Raw genomic sequence first — 18,306 nt, 5'->3', positions numbered from 1 at the left:
AATATTTTATAATGATATATAGATAGTTATATGTTATTCTTTTCCTTGATTGTATTAGAAATGGAAAGAAGGGGAATGCATGTTAAAAGTAAATATCCGCTCAGCTGGATATGAAATAGGCGAAAAAATAATTCATGATATAGCTTTTTCTATCGAAAAAGGTGAACTAGTTGCTCTTATTGGAGCAAATGGTGCTGGGAAGAGTACGACGATTAAAACGATACTCGGATTACTTGTAAATATGGACGGTGAAATATCATTCGGTGAAAAGAAAAATCCGTATGCATACGTACCAGAACATCCAACATACTATGATTACTTGACGCTCTGGGAACATATTGAATTATTAATGGCAGCTCGTGGAAGTGAAATGGGAAGTTGGGAAGAACGAGCGGAACAATTATTACATACTTTTCGAATGAATAAGCATAAACATGAGTATTTATCAAAATTTTCAAAAGGCATGAAACAAAAATCGATGCTAATATTGGCGTTTTTAACTGAGCCAGATTTTTATATCATTGACGAACCTTTTATCGGTTTAGATCCGGTAGCTACGAAAGAGTTTTTAAATTATTTATATAAAGAAAAAGAGCGCGGGGCAGGAATTTTACTTTGTACGCACGTATTAGATACTGCTGAAAAAATTTGTGAAAGATTTTTACTCATTTCACAAGGTATATTAGTCGCAGATGGACATTTAGAATCTATTCAAATATTAGCGGAAATGCCGGGTAGTTCATTATTAGACTGCTTTGATGTAATTGTAAGGCGTGAACAACATGATTAAACAACAATTTTATAAGAGATTACGCCATGAACTTGAGCGGAAATGGAAGTCTATACGTTCGGTAACAGATTGGACAGTCGCATTATATATTATTATTCCAGCACTTATATTTATGGGAATCTATTATCGATCGCTATGGATAAATGAATTATCAACGGAAGAGACGATTTATTTCGGATTAGGATTACTCGCATTTTATCTAGTAACATATCCAAGAGGAGTTCGTTCATTTTTTGAGCAAGCGGATAGTTTATTTTTAATTTCGTATGCAACACATATGCGAAAATTAGTCCAGTATGGCATGATGTACACATTTGTTCGAATAGCGATAACGAATATAATAGTAGTCGTTATTATGTTACCGGTGTTGATGAAAAGTATCGAATTAACAGAGATACAAGTCCTATTATTTTGGTTATTCTTTACTATATTTCGATTTATGTTGTCGTTGTTAACGAGATTTGTTCATGTACATGTGGGGAAACGATGGGTTTTATGGATTGTAAAAAATGTAGTATTTTCTATGAGCGTGTCCTTTTTTGGAATTAGTTTATTTTTTATTTATAAAAATCCGTTGTATTCAATTTTATTTATCGGTCTAGTAATTTTCTTAAGTAGTGTATTAGTAAAAGAGAAAATGAATTATAAAAAGTTCTTTTTTAAAGAAATCGAGAAAGAAAAGGAGGAAAGCATGCGCTGGACGAGCGGAATTATGCAAGTTGGTGGTCATGCGGTTAAACCGAGTAGTTCGAATAAAAAACCGTGGATGTTTCCGCGCTCTAAAAGACTTTTAGGGAAAAAAGCTGATTCTCGTATTGTCGAATCTTTTTTGAAAGAATTTTTCCGTACAAGTACTGTACGAATATTTTATATTCAAATTGTATGTATCAGTACTGCAAGTATAATTATGACTCCAAGGTGGATTGCAGCTATTGTTCTCGTATTTGCTGTAGTTGCAATTTCTCGCTATGCACGTGATTATTGGAATGAATTTACGAATAAGATGTTTCTTCGTTTATATTGTGATGAAGGGAAATTACTATTGTTAAGATGGAAGGCAGATCGTTATTTACTACTACCAGCAATACTTTTATATGGAATAGTTATACTTTCACAGTTTTATTTATTGCCAGCTGTGGTAGGCAGTATTGTTTTTATTTTATTAATTGTATGGATTGTATTTCTACCATTAAAAAAGAGCCATTGACGGCTCTTTTTCTAGTCTGTAACACATTGATAAATAAAATATACTAAAACGAGTATGCTTGCGGCGGAATACATGACATCTAAAGTCATTCAAGTGCCTCCTCAATATCGTGGTATTAATATTGTATGAAATCTTACAATTTCATATTCAAGTGAAAAATATGTGAACGTTAACAAAATTGTAAAGTGCAAAAATTACAATCATTTTGTATAATAGAAGAAACCACCGTTATATAAAAAATAATAAGTGAAAGGGGAGGGAACATAAATGCCAAATTGGTTTAGAAAAACCTTAGTCGCATTAATTACCGTATTTACATTTGGTTTAGTGACGCCTCCTTCCATATTGCTTGATAATGCCAAAGCTGCGGACAAGCCTACGAGCACAGCTGGGCAACAAAGTTTGGAGAGTACGTCCTATACATATGAAGAAACGAATGACAGGTTAACCACCGATACTTTTATTACTTATGCGATGCAAGAGGCAGAGAAGCAGTCGATGCAAAAGTTTGGTACTAAAATTGGTCCAGTAATTGAAGATGAATTTAAAGATGTAATATTACCAAAGATTGAAGAGGCAATTGCTGAGCTTGCTAGTGATGTACCAGAAGATTCACTACAATCATTAGCGATTTCTCAAAAACCAGCTGGTGGGAATAATGAAAAGATTTTTCATGTCTACGATACGAAATCAGGAAATGATTTATTGCGTTTCCATGTAAGAAGAGATCATCCACCGCAAGATGGTTATTATTTTAATTTCCATTATCATCGTTTTGATGATGGATACTCAGGACATCATGAGTTAGGAAATATTTATTGGAATACGAATGTACCGCCGAAATGGCTTTCTTAAAAAGAACAAGAGAAAATCTTGTTCTTTTTTATTTTTATAGAAGGGACAGACAACCATGTTGTTGAATAACATAGGTTTAGAAAAAAGAAGCAAAGGGAGTATGGGAATGCAAAAATATATTGTTTTTGACTTTGATGGCACATTAGTAGATTCACAAAATATATTTGTACCAATTTATAATCAAATTGCTGAAAAGCACGGATATAAAACGGTAAGAGAAGAAGAAATTGAGTATTTACGCAAGTTAACGATGGCGGAGAGATGTAAACAACTCGATGTACCACTGTATAAACTACCGATATTAGCGCTGGAGTTTTATAAATTGTATCAACCTGCTATAAAAGATCTTATTTTGTTCCATGGGATGAAGGAAGTATTAGATGAACTACATAAAAAAGGCTACGGAATTGCAGTCATATCATCGAACTCAGAAGAGCATATTCGGGCGTTTTTACAAAAGAATGATATAGAAAATATACAAGAAGTGTATTGTTCTAAAAATTTGTTCGGTAAAGACAAGATGATAAAAAGATTTTTAAAATCGAAAAAGATAACAGAGAAAGATATGTTATATGTCGGTGATGAACAGCGAGACGTAGCAGCGTGTAAAAAGGCTGGAGTGAACGTAATTTGGGTATCTTGGGGATATGATGTTATTGAAACAGTGAAAAAAGATGCACCAGATTACATGGTTCATAAGCCGATGGAAATTGTGCAAGTAGTACAAGGAGCGTATTCTTAATATGAATACACTGCGAGCAGGCATTCATCATATTGAATTTTGGGTAGCAAATTTAGAGGAGTCCATTTCTTTTTATAATAAGTTGTTCTCCATAATTGGGTGGAGAAAGTTAAATGAAGTAGCATATAGCACAGGAGAAAGTGAAATATACTTTAAAGAAGTAGATGAGGAAATTGTAAGGACGTTAGGGCCTAGACATATTTGTTATCAAGCTATTCATAGAGAAGTAGTTGATGAAGTAGCAGATTTTCTTTCTAGTACGAAAGTGAAGGTAATACGTGGTCCAATTGAAATGAATCATTATTCGGAAGGTTACTATACGATTGATTTTTACGATCCGAATGGATTTATTGTAGAAGTTGCCTATACACCAAATGCAGAAATGTAAGGGGAATAGATATGAAGATAATTACAGCACGGCAAAGCAATATACAAATAGTAAAAGATGCAGCGAATATTGAAGAAATTTCTAAAGGTTTCTCTCCAGATAAGAAATATGTAATTACGAATGCAAATAATGAAAAATATTTATTTCGGACAGGCGATATAAAAGAGTATGAAAGAAAGAAAATAGAGTTTCAAATTTTAAATGAAATGGTAAAACGTAACGTACAGGCACAAAGGCCAATTGAAATAGGTATATTGGAAGAAGAAGGTGTATGCTATAGTATTTTTTCATATTTAGAAGGGGAAGATGCGAAGAAGCTATTGCCTACGTATTCACCAAAAGAACAATATGATATTGGTATAGAGGCAGGAAAAGATTTAGCAAAAATGCATACATTTGAAGCTCCTAAGGATATACTTCCATGGTATGAAAGAGCTATGAAAAAACATAGTAAATATGTAGAGGTATACAAAACATGCGGAATAAAAATAAAAAATGATGATAAAATCATAAAGTTTATAGAAGAAAATGAAATATATTTAAAGAGCCGCCCGAATCGATTTCAACACGATGATTTTCATTTAGAAAATATAATTGTACGGGATGGAAAATATGTAGGTGTTGTTGATTTTAATGGCTATGACTGGGGCGACCCAATTCATGATTTCGTAAAAATTGCACTGTTTGCAAGGGATATTAGTATTCCGTATTCAATCGGACAAATAGAAGGATACTTTAATAGGAAAATACCAGAGGAGTTCTGGAAATTATACACGGTGTACGTTGGCATGACAGTTTTCTCCTCAGTTGTCTGGACATTACGAGCAGCGCCGCATATGTTAAATGATATGTTGGAGCGTCTTATTATAGTTTTAGAGGATCATAATAACTTTGAGTTATCGAAGCCAATTTGGTTTCAACCAGATAAGATTGATATGAAATAGAAAAGGTAGGTGTGATTCGTACCTACCTTTATTTTTTAACATCAAGATACTTATTTAATTTTCTTAAATGTAAGCGGCTGAGTACTTAATGTAGCTGGTACATGTAACTGAAGGGATGGGAATTCACCACTTACATTCATTTCATAAGCGAATAATAAGCTCATTTTCATTTGGAATAAGTCAACTTTTGTGGAGAAGATGTCGTAATGATGATGCCCTAATTGAATATCCATTTCCATAAATTGTACATATAACGAATCATCTCGTTTGTATACTTGTAATGTTCCGTATGCAGGATGTTCAAAAGTACCAGTATAATCCTCTAACTTGTGCGAAGGTGTAGTCCCTTTAATTTGTTCAGGGAGGGATTCAGTTGCTTCTTTCATCATTTCCTTCATTTTTTTAGTATCTTCTACAGCACGTTTATGCCAATCAATGGATTCTAATTCAAGTAGTTCGTCATAAATTTGATTAGCGAGATAAGTAGGAAGTAATGTTCCTCCAGCATTCGTTAAAATAACAAGGCCTATGTTTTCTGTTGGTATGAATGAAACAAGCGCTGAAAATCCATCGATATTACCGCCATGATGAATCACTTTTTTACCACGATAAGCGCTAATAAACCAACCAAGACCGTAACTATTTAATGGAGATTCAGGGAGTGATAAAACCGGTTGGTCTGGAATTGAATTGTGTGGTGTATACATTTGTTGTAATAATTCAGAGGAGATTAATTCATGATCTCCAAATTTTCCTTCATTTAAGTGGAGAAGTACCCAATTTGCCATATCTTCAATTGTGGAATTAATACACCCAGCAGCGCCAACTGTATCGATGTTACGGAATGGAACTGCTTTTATTTCACCGTCATTTTCAATGTAAGGTAAAGCGTAATCATCTGTAGTTTGTGAATCGTTAACAGAGAAGTTTGTATGTCTCATATTTAAAGGTTCTAAAATATGTTCTGTAGTGTATTGCTCCCACGTTTGATTTGTAATGTTTTCAACAATGTAGCTAATTGTTGCATACATTAAGTTGTTATATAGAAATGCAGTCCGGAACGGTGCATCAAGTGGTAAATGTTTTATTTTTTCAACGAGATCTTTTCGAGATAAGGAAGAACTGTACCAAAGAGCCTCATGACGACTCACTCCAGTTCGATGAGAAGCTAAATCCCGTCCTGTAACTTGTGAGCTAGCAAGTAGTTCAGATAAAGTAAAGTTAGGTATATAAGACGGGACAGGAGCATCCCAATTAAACTTTTTTTGCTGTGCTAACAAGCTTAATGAAAGTGTACCAAACGCTTTCGTTGAGGAACCGATTGCGAATCGAGTATTCGGTGTAACAGCCTCTTTTGTTTCTATATTACGATAGCCGAAACCTTCTGAAAGAATAACTTCACCGTCTTTTATAACAGCGACAGCAACACCAGGAACATTTAAATCCTTCATCATTTTTTCAACCGTGGTTTGTAAAGAAGTCATAACAGGTGTTTCAATTTTAGACATATTTCTAACCTCCAAATATAAATTTTGATCTACCGCACTATACTTTCGGTAATAGAAAATGAAAACCTTTTAAAATATGGAAAGTTAATAATTTTGTAAGAATTAGCGCAAGAAATTTTATTAATTAAGATTATTAAATTTACCATTTTTCATGTTATGATAAATTCCATATACGATTGAAAGAAGGTTTTCCTACATATGAAACATGCTGAAAATGAATACTTAAATTTATGCCGCCATGTAATGGAACATGGTACGAAGAAAGAAGATCGTACAGGGACAGGAACTGTATCTGTATTTGGATATCAAATGCGTTTTGATTTGAGCAAAGGATTTCCTTTATTAACGACAAAAAGAGTACCATTTCGCCTTGTAGCAAGTGAACTACTTTGGTTTATGAAAGGTGATACAAATATTCGCTATTTATTGCAGCATAATAATAACATTTGGAATGAATGGGCGTTTAAGAGCTGGGTAGAAAGTGATGAGTATACTGGTCCTGACATGACTGATTTTGGTCTTCGCTCACAACAAGATGAAGAATTTAAAGTACAGTACGATGAGCAAATGGAATTGTTTAAAAAGAACGTTTTAGAAGATGATGAGTTCTCAAATAAATATGGTTATTTAGGAGACGTTTACGGTAAACAATGGCGTGCTTGGAAAACGACAGCTGGTGAGACACTTGATCAATTAAAAGATGTAATTGAAATGATTAAAAAAACACCAGACTCACGTCGTTTAATCGTTTCTGCTTGGAATCCTGAAGACGTACCGAGTATGGCATTACCGCCTTGTCATACATTATTCCAATTTTATGTAGCGGACGGAAAACTTTCTTGTCAGCTATATCAAAGAAGTGGTGACATATTCCTTGGAATTCCATTTAACATCGCAAGTTATTCACTACTAACACATTTAATTGCACATGAATGTGGTCTTGAAGTAGGAGAATTTGTTCATACAATTGGAGATGCACACATTTATACAAATCATTTTGAACAAGTAGAAAAGCAATTGGCACGTGAACCACGTCCATTCCCGAAACTTACATTAAATCCAGATGTGAAATCTGTGTTTGATTTTGAAATGGAAGATTTAACGATTGAAGGATACGATCCGCATCCAGCAATTAAAGCACCGGTTGCAGTATAATTGTAGAGGAGATGAAAAAATGATTGTTTCATTTATGGTCGCGATGGACGAAAATAGAGTAATTGGTAAAGATAATAATTTACCTTGGCGTTTACCGAGTGAATTACAATACGTGAAGAAAACAACGATGGGCCACCCGCTTATTATGGGAAGAAAGAACTATGAAGCGATTGGTAGACCACTGCCTGGAAGACGTAATATTATTGTAACTCGTAATGAAGGGTATCATGTTGAAGGCTGTGAAGTTGTTCATTCTGTAGAAGAAGTATTTGAACTATGTAAAAATGAAGAAGAGATTTTTATTTTTGGCGGAGCGCAAATTTACGATCTCTTTTTACCTTATGTAGACAAGTTATATATAACAAAAATCCATTATGCATTTGAAGGAGATACATTCTTCCCAGAAATGGATATGACAAATTGGAAAGAGATTTTTGTAGAAAAAGGTTTAACGGATGAAAAAAACCCGTATACGTATTATTACCATGTATATGAGAAGCAACAATAATAAAAAAGATTGATGTGAGAATTCACATCAATCTTTTTATTTATATTCACCAATATAAGTTTATAGATGAGATTCGATAGTGCTATAATGATAGGTAGCATGTAAAAATGCTAAAATTTTCAAAAGTACTAATATAGAAAGAGGAGGAGAATCGATTGAGAAAGATATGGGGGATTCTTTTTCTTTGCTTAACATTCATGTTAGTTGGATGTGGTAAAGAAGAAAAACCACAAGAAGCGTTTGATACATATGTAAAAGCGTGGAATAAACAAAAATTTGCAGATATGTATGATCAACTATCAAAAAATGCAAAAAAAGATATTTCAAAGAAAGAGTTTACTGAGAAATATGAAAAAATTTATTCTGGTATCGAAGTGAAAGACTTAAAGGTAGAAACAGGGGAAGTAAAAGAAGATAAAAAAGATGAAGGTCCTGTTCCTTTTAAAGTAAGCATGGATACAGTTGGTGGTAAAATCACATTTGGTCATGAAGCAAAAATGGTAAAAGAAAAAGATGGAGATAAAGAATCTTGGAAAATAGATTGGACTCCTGATTTTATTTTCCCTGGCATGACGAAAGATAGTAAAGTGCGTATGCAGACAACACAGCCAAAACGTGGTGAAATATACGATCGTAATGGAAAAGGTCTTGCAACGAATGGGAAAGCTTCTGAAATCGGATTGATTCCTGAAAAGTTAGGCGATACTGCTCCGCAAACGAAAGAAACAGTAGCGAAGTTATTAAATACGTCTGTAGAAGAAATTGATCAAAAATTAGCTGCTAAATGGGTAAAACCAGGGTATCTCGTACCAATTGGAATTTTGCCTGAAGGGGCAACACAAAATACGTACATTGATTTACCAGGTGTTTCAACAAAACCTGTAAATGTTCGTACATATCCGCTAGGGGAAGCGGCAGCTCATCTGACTGGTTATATTGGAAAGGTAAATGCTGAAGATTTAAAAACGCTACAAAAGAAAGGCTATCAAGCTGATGACCCAGTTGGTAAAGCTGGCTTAGAGCAAGTATTAGAGGAAAAGCTACGCGGTAAAAAAGGTGGCCGTGTCTTTGTAGAAGATGCGCAAGGAAAAGAAATTAAAAATTTAGCAAAAACAGATGCTGTTGATGGAGAAAATGTAACTTTAACTATTGACAGTGTTGTTCAAGAAAAAACGTATAATGAAATGAAGGGCGAAGCTGGTTCAAGTGCAGCAATTAATCCGAAAAGTGGAGAAACAATTGCACTAGTAAGTAGTCCAGCATATGATCCTAATATAATTGCACGAGGGACATCGAAGGCACAACGCGAAGCTTGGAATAATGATCCGAAAAAACCAATGACAAATCGCTTTACACAATTGTCGGTACCAGGTTCTGTATTTAAACCTATTACAGCTGCAATTGGTCTTGAAACGAAAACGATTGATCCAAAAGAAGAGTTGAAAATTGAAGGATTAAAATGGACAAAAGATTCTTCTTGGGGTAATTACTATGTAACGCGTGTGAAAGATGCAAATCCGATTGATTTTGATAAGGCGATGAAATACTCGGATAATATTTACTTCGCACAAGAAGCTTTAAAAATCGGAAAAGACAAGTTTATGAGTGAAGCGAAAAAATTCGGATTCGATGAGAAACTACCAATTGAATATGGATTCCCTGCTTCTAAAATTGCAAATGACGGCATTAAAAATGATATTCAAATGGCAGATACGGGATATGGACAAGGACAAGTATTAATGACTCCTCTTCATTTAGCTTTAACGTATGCGCCGATTGTAAATGATGGAACGATTCCGTCACCGTATATTATTAAAACAGATAAACAACCAAAAGCTTGGAAAGAAAATGTAATTTCTAAAGGAAATCAGGATATATTAAAAACTGCAATGACGAAAGTAATTAATGATCCAGATGGTACAGGGAAAATTGCTAAAATTGATGGTATGACTCTTGCTGGAAAAACAGGTACAGCGGAATTAAAAGTATCAAAAGAGGCCGAAGGAAAAGAACTAGGTTGGTTCGCTGCATTTGATTTAAATTCACCAGATATGGTCATTACAATGATGATTGAAGATGTAAAAGGTAGAGGCGGGAGTAATATTCCAGCTGAAAAAGTAAAACATGTATTTCAAAAATAATATGTAATAGAAGGCTATCTCTATAAGTTGTAGAGGTAGCCTTTTTATACGAAAGAATTCTTAATATCTGTATACTAAATTTTAAGGAAACAAAGTAAATCATTAACTTACGAAAAAAAAGTAGCTATTTTTTATTGACATTGATTAAAACTTTTTGTATTATACTTACATAAGGTAAGTTATTAACTTTTAAAAAACAAATCTTGAATTAAAGATAAAGAGAAAAAAGGGAGAGAATACAATGACAAAAGTACTATTTATCACAGCAAATCCAAATTCAGCAGAAGGTTCTTTCGGAATGGCAGTAGGGGAGGCTTTCATCGAAGCTTATAAAAACGAACATCCACAAGACGAAGTTGTAACAATTGATTTATTCAACACTACAGTACCAGCAATTGATGCAGATGTATTTGCTGCTTGGGGTAAATTTGCAGCAGGTGAAGGCTTTGAAGCTTTAACTGAAGTTCAACAACAAAAAGTAGCAGCAATGAACACAAACTTAGAAACATTTATGAATGCAGATCGTTATGTATTCGTAACTCCAATGTGGAACTTTAGCTATCCACCAGTAGTAAAAGCATACTTAGATAACGTAGCAATCGCAGGTAAAACATTCAAATATACTGAAAATGGTCCAGTCGGCTTATTAGAAGGTAAAAAAGCACTTCACATTCAAGCAACAGGTGGCGTATATTCTGAAGGAGCATACGCAGCTGTAGACTTCGGTCGCAATCACTTAAAGACTGTATTAGGATTTGTCGGTGTGAATGATACTGAATATATTGCAGTTGAAGGTATGAATGCAAACCCTGAAAAAGCACAAGAAATTAAAGAAGCAGCAATTGCTAATGCTCGTGAATTAGCAAAACGTTTCTAATATAGAATGCTTAAAAAGTCCGAACACTTGCTGTTTGGACTTTTTTTCTTCTTTTTCCTTCGTTTGTCTAGTATAATGAAGGTCGGAATGATAATAGGTGGGGGTTCTGTATGATTCAAACGTTTTTTAAAATCTTTTATTTAATTTTAATCGTAATTGCGATTACACCGAGAATGTGGCGTCTTAAAAGACAAGTAAATACGATGGCGCCAAAAGAAAAAGACAATGCTGTGTATAAAACGACAAATTGGTTTGGTAAGAAAATGGTACGTGTAGCTGGAGGGGCAGTAGAAGTGAAAGGACTTGAAAATGTTCCGAAAGACAAGCCAGTACTAGTTGTAAGTAATCACCAAAGTAATATGGATATCCCTGTTTTACTAGGTTACTTAAATAAACCAATTGGATTCGTTTCAAAAGCAGAGATTAAAAAGTTCCCAGTTGTACCAACTTGGATGGAACTTATGAATTGTGTATTTATGGATCGTAGCGATCGTCGTCAATCTCTTCAAGCGATTAAAGATGGAATTGAACTATTAAAGAATGGACATTCTATCGTAATTTTCCCTGAAGGAACGAGAAGTAAGGGTGGCGAAGTTGGAGAGTTTAAGGCTGGTAGTTTTCATCTGGCAGTAAAGTCAGGTGTAGCAATTTTACCTGTAACGTTAGATGGTACATATAAGATGTTTGAAGCGAATGGAAATCGTATGAAGCCAGCTCATGCAACAGTAACAATTTCTAAGCTGATTACACCTGAAGATTATGCGAATATGGATATTAAAGAATTAACGAAGCATACACAGGAAGTTATCGCATCACAATTACATAAGTAATAAAAAAGGATTCAGCTTATAGTAAGCTGAATCCTTTTTTATTATGCTGTAGGTAAGACATAAAAGAGTACACAGAAGAACATCATCGCACTACCACCTAAAACGAACAGGTGCCATATGGCATGGTTGAAAGGTAGCTTTTCCCAAAGGAAGAATATAGCTCCGACAGAATATAAAATTCCACCTGCTAAAAGTAGTGAAAAACCATGTCCAGTTAGATTTTCATAAAGTGGTTTAATGGCAACGATTATGAGCCAACCCATAATGATGTAACATAAAGTTGAAGCCTTTATAAAGCGACGTACAAAGAAAATTTTGAAGACGATACCTCCGATTGCTAGTGTCCATATTATAGCAAGCAACGTCCATCCTAATGGGCCACGAAGTGTAATAAGTAGAAAAGGAGTATACGTGCCAGCAATCAATAAGTAAATGGCTGAATGATCTAAAATAGTAAATATTTTTTCTACTTTAGGATGATGAATGCTATGTAGCAATGTTGAAAACAAGTACAGTAAGAACATGCTTACACCATAAACAGTAAATGCAACTACAGCTGATGCGGTACCGTGCTTAGAAGCATGAATAATCAATATGATTAAGGCAGGGATGCTTAAAATGGCACCGATACCATGTGTAATTGCATTTGCAATTTCTTCTTTTACAAATTGGGTCATTCGTGTCATTTTTTCAGTCATAATGCAAATCCTTTCTACTATCATAAAATAATATGTCATTTCCCTTACCATATCATACACAAGAGCAATAGAAAATGAAATTTGTATAATTGATTATATTTTTGAATTTTTTTGACAAAAGACAATGGATTTGTTGACGTTTTCAAACTTTTTTGACAAAATAAAATTATGTAATAGTAGGACAAGGAAACTACTAATAAAGGGGATGGGGAAATGTTTTCAAATATTGGCTTTCCAGGGTTAATTTTAATTTTAGTAGCAGTACTCATTTTATTTGGACCTAAAAAATTGCCGGAAATCGGGAAGGCTTTAGGGGAAACGTTAAAAGAGTTTAAAAAATCAACGAAAGAATTGACAGATGACGCATTTCAAGAAAAGGAAAAGAAAGAAAAAATGTAGTGTATTTTCCTTGTAATGGATAAATAAAGTGTGGTGAACGAGATGGAAGATCGGGAAATGAGCGTAGTAGAACATATTGTTGAGCTTCGAAAAAGAGTAATATATACGGTGTTATCCTTTGTACTATTTTTAATTATTGGATTTACTTTTACAAAGGATATTTATTTTTGGCTTGTAAAAGATTTACCAATGAAATTAACTGTTCTCGGTCCAAGTGATGTATTGTGGATTTTTTTCTCGATTGCTACAGTATTTGCTATCGTTTGTACAATTCCTTTTGCTGCTATACAAATTTGGTTATTTGTAAAACCGGGTTTACATCCAAATGAACAAAAGATGACAATAATGTATATACCGGTATTGTCTATATTATTTCTCGCAGGTTTATGTTTTGGATATTTCATTGTAATGCCGTTTCTATTTCACTTTTTAACTACGATAGGTAATGAAATGTTTAATACGATGTTTACGACAGAAAAGTATTTTCATTTTGTACTTAATTTAACAGTTCCATTTGCTGTGATTTTTGAATTGCCAGTCGTTGTAATGTTTTTAACTAGTATTGGAATACTTACGGCGGAATTTTTAATAAAAATAAGAAGGTATGCTTACGTAGCATTAATTATCATTGCATCTTGTATATCACCGCCAGACTTTTTATCTCATAGTTTAGTTGCAGTGCCGCTTATTTGTATTTATGAAGTAAGTATTGCGTTATCAAAGGTTGTTAGTAAGAGGAAAAAGAAAAGAGAAGAAATGCAGTCGAAAAGTGCCTCGTTATAAAGGCACTTTTTTATTTATTTGTTATACTATAGCTATAAACGTATACAATATATAGAAGAAAAAAATTATAGAATCTCCAAAATTTAGACAAACTTTGCGCTTTTATAAGCTTATACTAAATGTATTAAACAATTGATGGATAATGAGATTCCCGCCTCAGAGATATTTAGGACGGGAAGGTGAATTAGGTGGAGATGAATAGAGTATAAATCTTCTAGCCATAAGGACTACAGAAATCATATAAGTCTGATTTTACTCCACTTTAAACAACGTGTTACAGCGCAAAGTAGAGGAAGTTCAAAAATCCAATGAAAAAGAGGATTGATATTGTGATTACGAAAAGTTTTTATTTCACTCATTCAACAGGGGATTGCATTAAAATATTCGAAATCCCTGTCCTACAGGCACAGCATCCATTATCGTTTCTAATTCAGTCTCGTCTTCAATTATTTATTGCAAAAATTCAAAAACAAAAACACCCAAGATTTTCGTATTCTTTCCGTGAATATTTACAAAATTGTTTGAAGTGGAATGATTATTTAAATGTATATAAAACAAATACCCTTGAAAAAAATGCATGATACGAAGTACGGACAGGGTTAGTAAACTCTGTCTTTTTCATTTTAGATATGAAAATATAATTAATTTGATGAAATTTCGTTCCAAATTGTTGAAAGCAATGGGAATACTAGTATAATAACAAGGAGAGCGTATTGGAAAGGGAAGAAGTATAGTATGCAAAAAATTAAAATTGTAACAGATTCAACGGCAGATTTATCACAAGACGTAATCGAAAAGTATGACATTCATGTTTTACCATTATCAATCTCTGTAAATGGACAAACATATTTAGATCGCGTTGATTTACAACCTGACGAATTTATTGAAGAAATGATTAAATCAGAGGAATTACCAAAAACATCACAACCAGCTATGGGTACATTTGTAGAAATGTATGACAAGCTAGGGGAAGATGGAAGCGAAGTCCTTTCTATCCATATGACAAGTGGAATGAGCGGTACTGTAGCAACTGCAAATAGCGCTGCATCAATGACTGATACAAAAGTAACAGTTGTTGATTCTCAATTTATTACACATGCTTTAGCATATCAAGTAATTGAAGCTGCAAAAATGGCAAATGACGGACGCTCACTAGAAGAAATTTTAAAACGTGTAGATGAAGTAAGAAAGAATACTCGTTTATATGTAGTAGTGGATACATTAGAAAACTTAGTGAAGGGTGGACGTATCGGTAAAGGAAAAGCGTTTATCGGTTCGCTACTTAATATAAAGCCAATTGCTAGTCTTGAAGACGGTGTTTATAATCCTGTAACGAAAGTTCGTAGCCAAGGCCAAATTGTAAAAACATTAGCTAAGTTATTTGAGCAAGATACGGCTGGAAAAGTCGTAAAAGCTGTTGCAATTCCGCATGCAAAAGCAATTCCTTTAGCTGAAAGTATGAAAGCGGCGGTTGAAAAAGTGAGTGGATTTGCTCAATCAGAAATTTTCTATACAACGCCTATTATTAGTACTCATACAGGTCCGGGCGCAATCGGATTTATGTATTTAGCAGAGTAATAAAAAAGCTACTTGAAAATATATTTCAAGTAGCTTTTTTATGTAAATAGAAAGTAAGAAATAAGAAGAGCTACACAGGCACTACCGCTAATGATATAGCGAGTCTGTAAATATTCATTCATAGAAAACACCCTTTATCCCGCTATTTGCGGACAGTAAAACTCTCTACCTCAAATTTAGCTGGAGCAAAGAGGTTAGGTAGCGGGCTGCCCGTAAAAGCTTGATCGGTGAAGGCAAATAATCAGTGGGGATGAAGAAATCCCACTAATTAAAGTTTCACTATAGGATTTTCTATATTATATGTTGGATATAGAAAATCAGTCATTACGTTACACATGTAAAGTTTCAATTTTTTCGTTTATTTGCTTATCATTTGTTGCGTTACTATAAATAAAAGTTTGACCTAAAAAGAGTACATGCAGTTGTTCCCACGGTAACATGCGCAAATTCCAATTATTTCGAAGTCTAGTTATTGCTTCACGAGGTGTTTCATCGGCGAGTGCAAAAGCTCCGTAATGCATTGGTATAAAATGTGTAGCGTTTAAATCTAAATAAGCTTGCACGGCCTCTTCAGGTGAAACATGAGATACTTTCATAAACCATTCTGGTTCATAAGCGCCAATGGGCATAAGAGCAATATCAATTAAAAAGCGTTCACCAATTTCTTTGAAACCTTGGAAATAGCCACTGTCACCACAAAAATATATGGTTTCCATAGTCGTTTCATTATCAATAATCCATCCACCCCAGTGAGACGTATTCATATCAAATAAGAATCTTCTCGTCCAGTGCTGAGCAGGTACGAAGTGAAAAGAAACTTCGTTAATTATCGTACTTTCCCACCATTTATACTCTTCTACATGTTTAAATTTCTTACGAGTAAATAATTTTTTTAATCCAATAGGTACAAGATATAGAACATCATCATTCAACTGACGAAGAGTTGAAAAATCTAAATGATCATAATGACCATGTGAAATAAGGACAATATCAATTTTAGGTAGTGCTTCTATAGAGAGTCCAGGTTCTGTAAGTCTTGGAACTAGCTTTAATTTATTAGCCCATACTGGATCTGTTAATATATTAAGTCCATTCGTTTGGATAAGAAAAGTGGAATGCCCAATCCATGTGATAGTCGTTTTTTCAACATTACTTTGCAAAAATGCACTTTGTTTAACGGGTGATTGTTCTACTAAGAAAGAAAAATCTTTTTTGTTTTGCTTTCGTTCTTTACGCCAGCGTAAAAAAGAGCGAATTGATTTTTTTGTACTAACATTATCCATATTTTCATAGCGCTTTGCCATGAACATCACCTCATTTAAAATCGTTGTATTTGTATTGTACCGAAATGTTGTTAAGGAATACAGTGTAAAACATGGATTAATGTTTAAGGAATTGTTAAAAAATAGGGAGAGGTATTTACAAAAGTAACAATGAAATTAGTTTTATCACTTTTATTTAGAGAAATAATAGTAAAAAAATATATTTTGTCTAGTAATTCGCTTGAAATAAAGAAGTAACATACGTAAATTCGTACGATTTCGTGAACAAATGTAGTAAACAATTTTCTCGTAGTGTTAACTTTTGTTATTATAAACATAACCTATTTAAATTTAGGATAGAGAAAAGAGGTTTATAAATGAAGCGTTATCAAAAAATAATTGGTCTTATGGTTGTATTTTGTCTCTTTGTACTTGCTGGATGTAGTGAATCAGGTTCAAAGCTTCGTAAACCATTAAATTGGGATTTAGAAACCTTCCAATTTACAAATCAAGATGGAAAGAAATTTGGTACAAAAGATTTAAAAGGGAAAGTTTGGGTTGCAGATTTTATGTTCACAAATTGTCAGACAGTTTGTCCACCAATGACTGCAAATATGGCCAAGCTTCAAAAGATGGCAAAAGAAGAGAAATTAGATGTTCAGTTTGTTTCATTTAGTGTAGATCCAGACCTTGATAAGCCAGAAAATCTGAAAGCTTTTATTCAAAAGTTTACAGAGGATACTAGTAACTGGAATTTATTAACGGGGTATTCGTTAGAAGATATTACAAAGTTTTCAAAAGATAATTTCCAATCACTTGTAGATAAGCCGGAGAACGGTCAGGTCATGCATGGTACATCATTTTATTTAATTGATCAAAACGGAAAAGTAATGAAAAAGTATAGTGGCATTAGTAATACGCCATACGAAGACATTATACGTGATATGAAGCGATTAGTGGGTTAAAAATAAGGGTGCATAGCACCCTTATTTTTTTGCATTAGTCTATCGATAAAATGTCATGTTGCTGGGGAAGTTTCGGCGCCCGAATTTCTAATACGCCGTTTTGATAAGAAGCTTTTGCCGCTTTTTTATTGATTGAATACGGCAATTTAATCAATCTTGATGCTTCTGAAATGGAACGTTCTCGGCGATAATAGTTATGGGATGTTTGTTCTTCTTCCTCTTCAAGTATCTCTTCTTTTACAGAGACTTTTAAGTATTCACTTTGTATTTCAATTTGGATTTGTTCTTTTTGTATACCTGGTAGTTCAGCTGTAACAACGAGTTCTTCACCAACTTCATATAAATCTACAGGGAATGTTAATAAACGGTTTCCTTTTTGGAAAAAATGATTTAAATCAGCGATTACATTGCGAAGAGGTGTTTGCTCGAAGAAATCATCAATTTGCTTTAAGTAATTACGAACCGGTGGGCGAGAAGAATCTTTTTTTTCTTCACTCATGGTATTCCCTCCTAGAAATCAATTTGCAATATCATATGACAAAAGCGGAGAAAGGTGAGTGCCTAGTTTTCATGTTTTCATAAAAAATTGTTAAAAATGTGAAATGGAGTGATTTTTTTATAGTTTTTGGTCGCCATATTCAGTTGATTATGCTAGTATAAATAGGGTTGATATAGT

20 protein-coding genes are annotated in these 18,306 nt (G+C 33.8%); 16 read left to right on the top strand and 4 right to left on the bottom strand.

The genetic code is table 11. From position 1 onward, the window contains the following. The first annotated feature begins 79 nt into the window (after nucleotides 1-79). From QO049_RS14380 to QO049_RS14355, 6 genes are all read left to right on the top strand, one after another. The gene (locus tag QO049_RS14380) at nucleotides 80-790 is read left to right on the top strand and encodes an ABC transporter ATP-binding protein (protein WP_000921903.1); all 711 of its coding nucleotides are present in this window, start codon (nucleotides 80-82) and stop codon (nucleotides 788-790) included. After that, entirely contained in the window at nucleotides 783-1,997 is a 1,215-nt protein-coding gene (locus QO049_RS14375; protein ID WP_284489307.1) for an ABC transporter permease, read from the top strand. Before QO049_RS14380 ends, QO049_RS14375 begins: the two co-directional genes overlap by 8 nt. A gap of 267 nt (nucleotides 1,998-2,264) precedes the next feature. Beyond that, nucleotides 2,265-2,852 carry a YpjP family protein gene (locus tag QO049_RS14370; protein ID WP_001134421.1) on the top strand — a complete coding sequence of 196 codons (588 nt, stop codon included), beginning with the start codon at nucleotides 2,265-2,267 and terminating at the stop codon, nucleotides 2,850-2,852. 106 nt (nucleotides 2,853-2,958) lie between these two features. Then, the gene (locus QO049_RS14365) at nucleotides 2,959-3,594 is read left to right on the top strand and encodes an HAD family hydrolase (RefSeq protein WP_001987851.1); all 636 of its coding nucleotides are present in this window, start codon (nucleotides 2,959-2,961) and stop codon (nucleotides 3,592-3,594) included. Nucleotide 3,595: 1 nt separating this feature from the next. Then, the gene (locus QO049_RS14360; protein WP_001094668.1) at nucleotides 3,596-3,982 is read left to right on the top strand and encodes a VOC family protein; all 387 of its coding nucleotides are present in this window, start codon (nucleotides 3,596-3,598) and stop codon (nucleotides 3,980-3,982) included. A gap of 11 nt (nucleotides 3,983-3,993) precedes the next feature. After that, complete coding sequence (locus QO049_RS14355) at nucleotides 3,994-4,926, top strand: aminoglycoside phosphotransferase family protein (protein WP_144502081.1); 933 nt, start codon at nucleotides 3,994-3,996, stop codon at nucleotides 4,924-4,926. A 50-nt stretch (nucleotides 4,927-4,976) separates the two neighbouring features. On the opposite strand, the gene QO049_RS14350 is transcribed toward QO049_RS14355, so the two are convergent. Further along, nucleotides 4,977-6,434 (bottom strand): serine hydrolase, encoded by a 1,458-nt coding sequence (locus QO049_RS14350; protein ID WP_000034348.1) that lies wholly within the window; start codon nucleotides 6,432-6,434, stop codon nucleotides 4,977-4,979. Nucleotides 6,435-6,632: 198 nt separating this feature from the next. Here QO049_RS14350 and QO049_RS14345 point away from each other — a divergent pair, with 198 nt between their 5' ends. The 5 genes from QO049_RS14345 to QO049_RS14325 all read left to right on the top strand — a co-directional run bounded on the left by QO049_RS14345 (nucleotide 6,633) and on the right by QO049_RS14325 (nucleotide 11,945). Then, the gene (locus tag QO049_RS14345; RefSeq protein ID WP_000679609.1) at nucleotides 6,633-7,589 is read left to right on the top strand and encodes a thymidylate synthase; all 957 of its coding nucleotides are present in this window, start codon (nucleotides 6,633-6,635) and stop codon (nucleotides 7,587-7,589) included. 19 nt (nucleotides 7,590-7,608) lie between these two features. Beyond that, nucleotides 7,609-8,097, top strand: a complete 489-nt coding sequence (locus tag QO049_RS14340; protein WP_000637207.1) for a dihydrofolate reductase — start codon at nucleotides 7,609-7,611, stop codon at nucleotides 8,095-8,097. 155 nt (nucleotides 8,098-8,252) lie between these two features. After that, nucleotides 8,253-10,238, top strand: a complete 1,986-nt coding sequence (gene pbpC / locus QO049_RS14335; RefSeq protein WP_001227250.1) for a penicillin-binding protein 3 — start codon at nucleotides 8,253-8,255, stop codon at nucleotides 10,236-10,238. A 241-nt stretch (nucleotides 10,239-10,479) separates the two neighbouring features. Then, nucleotides 10,480-11,115 (top strand): FMN-dependent NADH-azoreductase, encoded by a 636-nt coding sequence (locus QO049_RS14330; protein ID WP_000170025.1) that lies wholly within the window; start codon nucleotides 10,480-10,482, stop codon nucleotides 11,113-11,115. A gap of 110 nt (nucleotides 11,116-11,225) precedes the next feature. Next, nucleotides 11,226-11,945, top strand: a complete 720-nt coding sequence (locus tag QO049_RS14325; protein ID WP_144502079.1) for a lysophospholipid acyltransferase family protein — start codon at nucleotides 11,226-11,228, stop codon at nucleotides 11,943-11,945. Between the two features lie 41 nt (nucleotides 11,946-11,986). On the opposite strand, the gene trhA is transcribed toward QO049_RS14325, so the two are convergent. Further along, nucleotides 11,987-12,643: a PAQR family membrane homeostasis protein TrhA gene (gene trhA / locus QO049_RS14320; RefSeq protein WP_000136889.1), complete on the bottom strand. Its 657-nt coding sequence runs from the start codon at nucleotides 12,641-12,643 to the stop codon at nucleotides 11,987-11,989. A gap of 213 nt (nucleotides 12,644-12,856) precedes the next feature. Between trhA and QO049_RS14315 the strand changes: the two genes are divergently transcribed. The 4 genes from QO049_RS14315 to QO049_RS14300 all read left to right on the top strand — a co-directional run bounded on the left by QO049_RS14315 (nucleotide 12,857) and on the right by QO049_RS14300 (nucleotide 15,403). Next, complete coding sequence (locus tag QO049_RS14315; protein WP_000492443.1) at nucleotides 12,857-13,042, top strand: twin-arginine translocase TatA/TatE family subunit; 186 nt, start codon at nucleotides 12,857-12,859, stop codon at nucleotides 13,040-13,042. 42 nt (nucleotides 13,043-13,084) lie between these two features. Beyond that, nucleotides 13,085-13,825, top strand: coding sequence for a twin-arginine translocase subunit TatC (gene tatC, locus QO049_RS14310; protein WP_000390120.1), 741 nt, complete (start codon nucleotides 13,085-13,087; stop codon nucleotides 13,823-13,825). 329 nt (nucleotides 13,826-14,154) lie between these two features. Beyond that, nucleotides 14,155-14,406, top strand: a complete 252-nt coding sequence (locus QO049_RS14305; RefSeq protein WP_000629012.1) for a DUF2535 family protein — start codon at nucleotides 14,155-14,157, stop codon at nucleotides 14,404-14,406. Nucleotides 14,407-14,560: 154 nt separating this feature from the next. Beyond that, nucleotides 14,561-15,403 carry a DegV family protein gene (locus QO049_RS14300; protein WP_001169470.1) on the top strand — a complete coding sequence of 281 codons (843 nt, stop codon included), beginning with the start codon at nucleotides 14,561-14,563 and terminating at the stop codon, nucleotides 15,401-15,403. A 329-nt stretch (nucleotides 15,404-15,732) separates the two neighbouring features. On the opposite strand, the gene QO049_RS14295 is transcribed toward QO049_RS14300, so the two are convergent. Continuing rightward, on the bottom strand, nucleotides 15,733-16,707 hold the full coding sequence (locus QO049_RS14295) for an MBL fold metallo-hydrolase (RefSeq protein ID WP_001129628.1): 975 nt from the start codon (nucleotides 16,705-16,707) through the stop codon (nucleotides 15,733-15,735). Between the two features lie 335 nt (nucleotides 16,708-17,042). On the opposite strand from QO049_RS14295, the gene QO049_RS14290 reads away from it, so the two are divergent. Beyond that, nucleotides 17,043-17,630, top strand: coding sequence for an SCO family protein (locus QO049_RS14290; RefSeq protein WP_000833331.1), 588 nt, complete (start codon nucleotides 17,043-17,045; stop codon nucleotides 17,628-17,630). A gap of 34 nt (nucleotides 17,631-17,664) precedes the next feature. Here the strand turns inward: QO049_RS14290 and QO049_RS14285 are convergent, their stop codons facing one another. Next, nucleotides 17,665-18,129 carry an Hsp20/alpha crystallin family protein gene (locus tag QO049_RS14285; RefSeq protein WP_001288085.1) on the bottom strand — a complete coding sequence of 155 codons (465 nt, stop codon included), beginning with the start codon at nucleotides 18,127-18,129 and terminating at the stop codon, nucleotides 17,665-17,667. Nucleotides 18,130-18,306 lie beyond the last annotated feature (177 nt).

The sequence above is a fragment of the Bacillus sp. RB3 genome (assembly GCF_030164735.1).
Lineage (GTDB): Bacteria > Bacillota > Bacilli > Bacillales > Bacillaceae_G > Bacillus_A > Bacillus_A cereus.
The sequence above is the reverse complement of the archived record's forward strand: the minus strand, read 5'-3'. Positions and strand labels throughout refer to the sequence as shown.